The following is a 7,678-nucleotide window of genomic DNA, read 5'->3' on the forward strand; positions in this document are numbered from 1 at the left end:
ACGATGACGTCGCGCGCGCCGGCGTCCTGCACGCCGTCGTCGGCGGCAAACGCTTCGACCAGCAGACCGCCCGCGCCGAGTTCGGCGTTGTCGTCCTGCGCCAGCGTCAGCTCGTACAAACGGGTGGCGCTGGAGAACTGCGCCAGCGCCGCGGTGATCCGCTCAATCAACGCCACGCTCATGATTCGGCAGCGGTCTTGACGGTTGCCGGCTGCGCCCTGCATTCAGGCTCTTTGCGGGCGGTAGTCGAGCACAAGTGTTCACGGCATTGCGCGGCGCCGGCCTCGTTCATCAGCCTGCATTGCTTGAGCTGGTAAGCCGGCGTCGATGGCGCCTTGCCGGGATTGCCTGACTGAACATGCGCCATCAGCGCGGCCAGCAGCGTGACGTCGCTGTCCGGGGCGGCAGGCTTGGGCTTGCCGCTACCGTCGGCCTTCTTGGCCACTTGCACCGGCTTCCTGGGCTTCTCGGCTTTTTTGTGCTCGGCCAGCTTGACCTTGGCCGGTACAGGCGCAGGTGTTGCGTGCGGCCGCTCCAGCGCGGCGCTGAGCTCGTCATGGTCGTGCGTGGCCGGCGTGTCGTTCAGCAAGTCCTTCAGCGACCGCGTGTTGTCTGCCGGCGGGCTGACGGCGGCGGTATCCTCGACGATGGTCGCCACCGGCGCCGCCGGGGCGGGCGCGCTGACTTCGGCAATCGCCGGCGCAACGGGGACTGCGGCGGAAGGCGGCGTCGCCGGTTCGTCATCGCTGTTCATCCACAGCGCCACGCCTATCATCACCGCCAGCGCAACTACCGCCGCGCCAGCCGCTGCGAGCTCCATCCTGCCGCCTCTCCGTTTTCCCGATGGCGCGGCCGCCGCCGGACGCTTGCCTTCCAGGCCATGCAATATGCCGCCACGACCGCTGTCGGGCTGCTGCGCCTCGGACAGCAAACTGGGGCGGCCACTGGGCGACGGGCGTTCATCATCACGTTGCAAAATAAGCTCCCTTGTAAATTTCATATTACTTTACGACATTCAAGAAAAACGTGACGCACGGATAGCAAACAGGCTTTTCAATCGTGCGCAGGATTGTCATAACTCTAATATATACTCCAGAGCAATGCTTTTTAGACACTAATATTGGCGCCGGGCGGCGCATCGAGGACGACGTGTTTTTACTGGCTGTATCCCTTTATTTTGTGCTGGCTTGCCTCATCAGCTGGATGGTGTTGTTCCCGTCCGGGCGCGAATTTGTCATCGCCGCGCTGGCCGGCGCCGGCGCGCGCCTGCAGCAGGGGCTGGGCCGGCTGGCGCGGCGCCGCCGGCAGGATCTGGGCGCGTGGACGCAAACGGGGCGCGCCTCGGCGCACGGCCTGCGGGATTTCTTTGCCGAGCATTACGTGCTGTGCCTGGGTGGCCTGGCGCTGCTGGCCGTGCCGCCGATGCTGGCCTTGCTGTTGGCGGGCAAACCGGCGCTGAACGGTTTCGACGCCCCCACCCGCGAGATCAATCCGCAGGTGGCCGGCTTGCTGGAAGGCGAGCAGTTGGTGCCGCCGCCGGCCTTGCCGCCGCTCGTGTTCAGCACCCCCGAGGTACAACTGGCGCGGCCCATGCTGGTCTCGGCCAGCCGCGACTGGGCCCTGCTCGATAGCGCTTATGCGCAGCGCCTGCTGATGGCGTTCCGCATCATGAAGGAGAAATACGGCTACGACATGGCGCTGCTGGAAGGCTACCGCAGCCCCGAGCGCCAGGACACGCTGGCCGCGATGGGCAGCAGTGTCACCAACGCCGCGGCCTTCCAGAGCTGGCACCAATACGGCCTGGCCGCCGACTGCGCCTTCCTGCGCGACGGCAGGCTGGTGATTTCGGAGCGCGACCCATGGGCCATGCGCGGCTACCAGCTGTACGGCGAAGTGGCCGAGTCGCTGGGCCTGACCTGGGGCGGCCGCTGGAAGATGATGGATTTCGGGCACACGGAACTGCGCCAGCCCGGCGTGATGAAAAAATAGGAGAGCAGCATGGCAGGACCAGTCATCGTATTAGGCGACAAAACATCCCACAACGGCACCGTGGTCGAGGCATCGCAGATGAGCGACAGCGGCGGCAAGGGCATCGCCCGCGTGGGCGACAAGATCACCTGCCCGCGCCACGGCAACGGCACCATCAGCAGCGGCGACCCGAGCATGCTGGTCGACGGCAAGCCGGTCGCGCGCCACGGCGACAAGACCTCCTGCGGCGCGACGCTGATCGCCGCCCAGCAAGCGACACTGGACCAGGTGTAAGCGATGACCGTGTTGCGCAACCTCGCCCTGACCGGCGTCGCCTTCGGCGGCAGCTGGAGCGGCGCGATCTGGTACTGGCGCGAGACCAACCGCATGCCGGCCACCAGCGAACTGGCGCTCTACATGCTGGTCTTGCCGCTGGCGTTGCTGGCCGCGTGGTGGCTGGGCCGCAAGGCCTGGGCCCGCGTCAGCATGCCCGCTGCGGCTGGATCGGCTGCGGCCGCAGGCGCGGCATCGGCTTCGGCCGCGTCGGACACGCCCGCCCCGCCGCCGCTGGCACCCGCGCTATCCATCGCAGCGACCGCGCTGCGCGCACCGCATGGCGATTCGGTCGACGAACTGCGCGCCGCGCTGGCCGGCAACCGCGCCAGGCCCGGGTTGGATCGCGAACTGTATGACGACGACGGCTATCCGATCATGAGCGCGCGTCTGCCAAACGCCGACGACGCCGCGTTGCGCGATGAATTGAACGAATGGCGCAACTTGCACCGGCTGGGCGATCCGCGCTTCGATGCAGGCCAATGGCGCGCGCTGGCCGCCGCCAGCGCAGTGGCAGGCGAACTGGCCGCGCAAGCTTGCGGTCACCAGTTGCTGGCGCCATGGCAGGACCAACAGCAGAAGCGCCAGCAAGGACTGCTGCCGCCCGACGCGTTACCGGCAGCCGCTCCGCCCGTCCTTCAGTTGCTGACAATGTGGCCGCTCGAATGGAAGCCGGAGCAGCGCCACCTCGCGCAGCAATGGCTGCGTTACCTGACGACGCAGGCCGGCTGGCCGCAACAGCTGCTGGCGCAGGAAGCCCAGGACAGCGACGACGCCGGCCAGGTGCTGGCAGCCCTGCTGGCACGCTGCGGCGATGCCCGCCATCCCTGCCTGGCGATCGTCATCGCCGCCGGTTCGCACCTGAGCGAGGACGGCGTCAACCGCCTGTCGAGCCAGAACGCGCTGTTCACGTCGGCCCACCCGCAGGGCCTGATCCCCGGCGAAGGCGCGGCAGGCTTGCTGCTGGCCGACGCGGCGTCCGCCCCGATCGACGGCGGCATCGGCGGCAACGTCGGCGGCAGTCTGCTGCAGGCGGTCGGCAGCAGCCGCCGCAGCGCTTCCGCCGACGACGTCAAACGCGACACCGACACCAGCCTGGCCGACATCACCGCGCAAGTGCTGCACGACAGCCAGGCCGACGCGGCCACCGTCGCACTGGTCGCCGCCGATACCGGCCACCGCACCAGCCGCGTGACGGAATTGATGCAGGTCGTGACCACGGCCACGCCGCAGCTCGATCCCGGCGCCGACGTCATCGGCATCGGCGCCAGTTGCGGCAGCTGCGGCGCCGTCACCTGGCTGACCGCGCTGGCCGTGGCCGACGCCGAGGTGCGCGACCGCGCCGCGCCCGTCCTCTGCATCAGCAACGAAGATCCCTATCGCCGCTACGCCGCGCTGTTGCGCCCAGCGTTGGCGGCGTGACCACTCACAGCAACCGAGTCCTATCATGATGCAAAAATTCTGGCTATTCCTGACCCAACGCCGCACGCTGATCATCATCGGCTGGCTGGCCTTTGCCGCGCTGCTGTTCATCGCCGCCGCGCTGCTGCAATGGCCCACCGCCCTGCCGTGGATCGTGCTGGCCGTGGCACTGGCCTTCGGCGCCGCAGTCTGGTACTGGCGGCGTCGCAAGAGCGAGCGCGCCGCCGGCAAGCTGGGCGACATGCTGGAGCAGCAGGCGGCCAAACCCACCAAGGCCGATCCGGCGCAACGCCAGGAAACCGAAGCGCTGCGCACCCGCATGCTCGATGCGATCGGCACCATCAAGAACTCCAAGCTGGGCCAGACCTCCGGCAACGCCGCGCTGTACGAGTTGCCCTGGTATATGGTGATCGGTAACCCGGCAGCCGGCAAGAGCACGGCCATCGCCAGCTCCGGCCTGCAGTTCCCCTTCGCCGACAGCAAAATCGTCCAGGGCGTGGGCGGCACCCGCAACTGCGACTGGTTCTTCACCACCGACGGCATCCTGCTCGACACGGCGGGCCGCTACTCGGTGGTCGACGAAGACCGCGGCGAGTGGTTCGGCTTCCTCGACCTGCTGAAAAAATACCGCAAGAAGGCGCCGATCAACGGCATCATCATCGCCGTCAGCGTGGCCGAGCTGACGCGCAACCGTCCGGAATTCGCCATCAATCTGGCCAAGAACCTGCGCCAGCGCGTGCAGGAACTGACCGAACGGCTGGCGGTGCATGCGCCGGTGTATGTGGTGTTCACCAAGGCCGACCTGATCACAGGCTTCAACGAATTCTTCCAGGACAGCGAGCGCGGTGAACGCGACAAAGTATGGGGCGCCACCCTGCCCTACAGCCGCAACACCAGCAGCGAGCAGGTGCTGGACCAATTCGACGCCCGCTTCGAGGAATTGTACGAAGGCCTGAAAGACCAGAGCGCCGCCAACATGGCCTTGCAGTGGCGCGAACGCATGCCGCCCGGCGTGTTCACCTTCCCGCTGGAGTTCAATTCGATCAAGGCGCCGCTGCGCACCTTCATCGCCACGCTGTTCGAGGAAAACCCGTTCCAGTTCAAGCCCGTGTTCCGCGGCTTCTACTTCACCAGCGCCCTGCAGGAAGGCGAGTCGGTGTCCGCCTCGTCGCAGCGCGTGGCGCAGCGCTTCGACCTGCAACTGAAGCCGGCCGACCAGGAAGCGACGCACCAGCAGCAAGGCTACTTCCTGCTCAACCTGTTCCGCCGCGTGATCTTCGCCGACAAGGACCTGGTGGCGCAATACGCCAGTCCGGCCAAGATCCGCGTGCGCTACGCCGCCTTCTTCGGCGCCACCGCGCTGGCCGGCCTGGCGCTGGCCGGCTGGAGCTGGTCGTACATGAACAACCGCCAGCTGGTGGCCAACGTGCAGGCGGACCTGGACCAGGCCATCAAGGTGCAGGAAAAATCCATGGACCTGCAATCGCGCTTTACCGCGCTGGAGATCCTGCAGGACCGCATCGAACAGCTGGACAAGCATGAGGAAAGCCGGCCGCTGTCGCTCAGCCTGGGCCTGTACCAGGGCACGCTGCTCGACCGCAAGCTGCGCGAGGAATACCTCAACGGCGTGCGCGAGGTCATGCTCAAGCCGGTCGGCCAGTCGCTCGAAGCCTTCCTCGCGGAAGTCAACAGCGGCGCGGCCCAGCTGCAGCCGATGAACAAGCCGGTGACGGTGGCCGGCAGCTCCGGCAATTCGGCGCCACCCAACGCCACCCAGGCCGAAGCGGCCGCCGCCATCAACAGCGGCGCGCAGCAGTTCAAGGACGCCTCCCCGGCCAACGCGGAAGACGCCTACAACGCGCTGAAGACCTACCTGATGCTGGGCGATAAATCGCGCGCCGAAGCCGGCCACCTGAACGACCAGCTGACGCGTTTCTGGCGCGTGTGGCTGGACACCAATCGCGGCAGCATGTCGCGCGAGCAGATGATACGCAGCGCCGAGCGCATGATCTCGTTCTATCTGTCGCAAATCAACGATACGTCGTGGCCGAAGATCGACACCCGCCTGGCGCTGGTCGACCAGACCCGCGACAACCTGCGCCGCGTGGTGCGCGGCATGCCGGCGCGCGAACGCGTCTACGCCGACGTCAAGGCGCGCGCCGCCACCCGCTTCCCGGCGGTGACGGTGGCCTCCATCGTCGGCGAGCAGGACAAGGAACTGGTCCTCGGCAGCTACGCCGTGCCGGGCAGCTTTACCCGCCAGGCCTGGCAGGGCTTCGTGCAGGACGCCTTCCGCGAAGCGGCCAACCGCGAACTGCAAAGCGCCGACTGGGTGCTGAAAACCTCGTCCCGCGACGACCTGACGCTCGAAGGCAGCCCGGAACAAATCCAGAAATCGCTGGTGGAACTGTACAAGAACGACTACGCGCGGGAATGGCAGAAATTCGTCCAGGGCGTCACGATCAAGGACCTGAACAACTTCGACCAGGCCGCCGGCGCCATGAACCGCCTGGGCGATCCGCAAACCTCGCCGATGAACAAGCTGATGAACACCGTCTACGAGCAGACCTCGTGGGACAACCCGTCGCTGCTGGACGCAGGCCTGCAACGCGCGCAACGCGGCGTGGCCGGCTGGTTCAAGGAGACCATCCTGCGCCAGAAGCCGTCGCAGCTCAACGTCAACCTCAACAACACCGGCAACGTGCAGAACGCCGCCCTGCCGCTCGGTCCCGTGGGCCGCGAGTTCTCCGGCGTGGCGCGCATGGTGGTGGCCAAGGACAAGGATGCGTCGCTGATGCGCGGCTACATGGAGCAGTTGTCCAAGCTGCGCGGGCGCTTCAACCAGATCAAGAACCAGGGCGATCCCGGACCAGGCGCCAAGCAGCTGATGCAGCAGACGCTGGACGGCAGCGGCTCGGAACTGGCCGACGCCCTCAAATACGTCGACGAGCAGATGCTGACCGGAATGACCGATGCGCAGAAAACCGCGATCCGTCCGCTGCTGGTGCGTCCGCTGATGCAGACCTTTGCCGTCATCGTGCAGCCCACCGAGGCCGAGATCAACAAGGTGTGGGCGGCGCAGGTCGTGCAGCCGTTCCGCCAGACGCTGGCGCTCAAGTACCCGTTCGCGACCGAATCGCGCGCCGAAGCGAGCAACGCCGAAATCGCCGTGGTGTTCGGGCCCGACGGCGCCATCGCCAAGTTTTTCAACACCACCATCGGGCCGCTGGTGGTACGGCGCGGCGACACGCTCAGCGCCAAGACCTGGGCCAACATGGGCATCAACCTTGCGCCGCCGGTGGTGGCCAGCTTCCCCGGCTGGATAGCGCCGCTGGCCGCCAACGGCGTCGCCAACGCGGCCGCATCGAGCGGCGGCGAAGCGCAGACCAACTTCGACCTGCAGGCGCTGGGCGGCGTCAGCGCCACCGAGTTCACCATCGAGATCGACGGCCAAGCGCTGCGCTGGCGCGGCCAGCCGCAGCCTTGGGTGCACATGGTCTGGCCGAATCCGCAGGGCGTGCCGGGCGCGCGCGTCACCGCCATCACGCCGGAAGGCCGCAGCGTGGTGCTGTTTAACGAGACCGGGCATTTCGGCCTGAAGAAAATGGTCGATGCCGCCAAGCGCAAGCGCAAGGACAACGGCGTATTCGAACTGACCTGGGACAATGCCGGCGTGGCCGTCACCGCCAACCTGAAAATCGTCGGCACAGCGCCGGCGCCAGCGGCACCGGCTGCGGTGCCGCAGTCGGCGGGCTTCAAGCGCCTGCGCCTGCCGGACACGCTGACCGCCGCCGCACCGGTGGCGCCACTGGCTCCGCCGGCGCCATCGGCGCCGTTGCCGGCCACGCCGGTGTCGGCACCCGCATCTGCCCCGGTCCCGGGGCCCGCCCCCCCCCCCGCGCCCACCCCCGGGGGGGGGGTACCCCCCCCCCGCGCGCCGCCCAGAGCCCGGGGG

6 protein-coding genes are annotated in these 7,678 nt (G+C 67.5%); 4 read left to right on the forward strand and 2 right to left on the reverse strand.

What is annotated here, in order from left to right; translation table 11 throughout:
* Positions 1-182 (reverse strand): hypothetical protein (locus ACCD07_RS31825; protein ID WP_413449643.1); only part of this gene is annotated, 182 nt, incomplete at its 3' end.
* The gene (locus ACCD07_RS31830) at positions 179-976 is read right to left on the reverse strand and encodes a hypothetical protein (protein WP_413449644.1); all 798 of its coding nucleotides are present in this window, start codon (positions 974-976) and stop codon (positions 179-181) included. The genes ACCD07_RS31825 and ACCD07_RS31830, both read right to left, overlap by 4 nt.
* Positions 977-1,149: 173 nt before the next feature.
* Between ACCD07_RS31830 and ACCD07_RS31835 the strand changes: the two genes are divergently transcribed.
* The 4 genes from ACCD07_RS31835 to tssM all read left to right on the forward strand — a co-directional run.
* Positions 1,150-1,989, forward strand: a complete 840-nt coding sequence (locus ACCD07_RS31835; RefSeq protein WP_413449645.1) for a M15 family metallopeptidase — start codon at positions 1,150-1,152, stop codon at positions 1,987-1,989.
* Positions 1,990-1,998: 9 nt separating this feature from the next.
* Positions 1,999-2,262: a PAAR domain-containing protein gene (locus tag ACCD07_RS31840; RefSeq protein WP_176651174.1), complete on the forward strand. Its 264-nt coding sequence runs from the start codon at positions 1,999-2,001 to the stop codon at positions 2,260-2,262.
* 3 nt (positions 2,263-2,265) lie between these two features.
* Positions 2,266-3,723, forward strand: coding sequence for a hypothetical protein (locus ACCD07_RS31845; RefSeq protein WP_413449646.1), 1,458 nt, complete (start codon positions 2,266-2,268; stop codon positions 3,721-3,723).
* A gap of 28 nt (positions 3,724-3,751) precedes the next feature.
* Positions 3,752-7,678 (forward strand): type VI secretion system membrane subunit TssM (gene tssM / locus ACCD07_RS31850; RefSeq protein ID WP_413449647.1); only part of this gene is annotated, 3,927 nt, incomplete at its 3' end.

The sequence above is a fragment of the Duganella sp. Dugasp56 genome (assembly GCF_047304105.1).
GTDB lineage: Bacteria > Pseudomonadota > Gammaproteobacteria > Burkholderiales > Burkholderiaceae_D > Rugamonas > Rugamonas hordei.

Coding starts and splice junctions, on each gene's coding strand:
- ACCD07_RS31840 (WP_176651174.1), top strand. CDS start 1,999: ATGGCAGGACCAGTCATCGTATTAGGCGACAAAACATCCCACAACGGC.
- ACCD07_RS31845 (WP_413449646.1), top strand. CDS start 2,266: ATGACCGTGTTGCGCAACCTCGCCCTGACCGGCGTCGCCTTCGGCGGC.